This is a genomic window from Parabacteroides distasonis (assembly GCF_004793765.1).
In the GTDB taxonomy this organism is placed as follows: Bacteria; Bacteroidota; Bacteroidia; order Bacteroidales; family Tannerellaceae; genus Parabacteroides; species Parabacteroides distasonis_A.
Map to the genome: position 1 here is coordinate 1 of NZ_SRYM01000151.1, position 619 is coordinate 619.

At 42.3% G+C, this 619-nt stretch carries 1 protein-coding gene and 1 pseudogene; both read right to left on the bottom strand.

Going from position 1 to position 619, the window contains the following annotated elements:
• Nucleotides 1-186, bottom strand: a pseudogene (locus E5342_RS19145) (hypothetical protein); the annotation flags it as partial.
• A 221-nt stretch (nt 187-407) separates the two neighbouring features.
• Nucleotides 408-619 (bottom strand): energy transducer TonB (locus E5342_RS19150; protein WP_135960093.1); only part of this gene is annotated, 212 nt, incomplete at its 5' end.

Genomic DNA, 619 nt, shown 5'->3' on the forward strand with positions numbered 1-619 from the left:
CTCCCATGAACTTCGCAGGTGGTGTGTCAAGGCATCCAGTTCCTGAAGGTCTTTCCGTTGTTTCGCCTCCCGAACCGCCTCATTGTCTTTACATCCGAGGCATTTCCCTGACAAGAATTTTCTGCACGCTCCGCAATAAAGGCCACAGGAGGCTATCTTGTTTTTATCTACTGTTATTTCTTCCATTATTTTGAATGATTGCTTAGTCGGATAAGTAACTACTTCGTAAAACAGGATATGCCGTATTACATAACACGGCAAATCCAAAGTACCAGATTAAGTATTTATGACGATAATTTTGTTGGTTGCAACTGTCAATAATGGCAGTCAAACTTATGGCATTTATCGTTCTACAGACAAAAAAATATCAAATAATTTATACCACAATATAACCAATCTTTTAATTGCTATTCGCCGTTTGATGACCAATATTCGTTGCAAATATAGTAGTTGAACTCCAGCGTATAGCTTGATTCCGTCGGCAGTCCGCTATTTAGTCCGGGGTGGAATTTGGGAAGCATACGCGCCACGCGCAGAGCCTCGGCATCAAGTGTCTTGCCTGAGCTTTTAACGATTCGGGCATCCTTTACAACTCCGTCTTTGGCGATGGTAAGCTGCA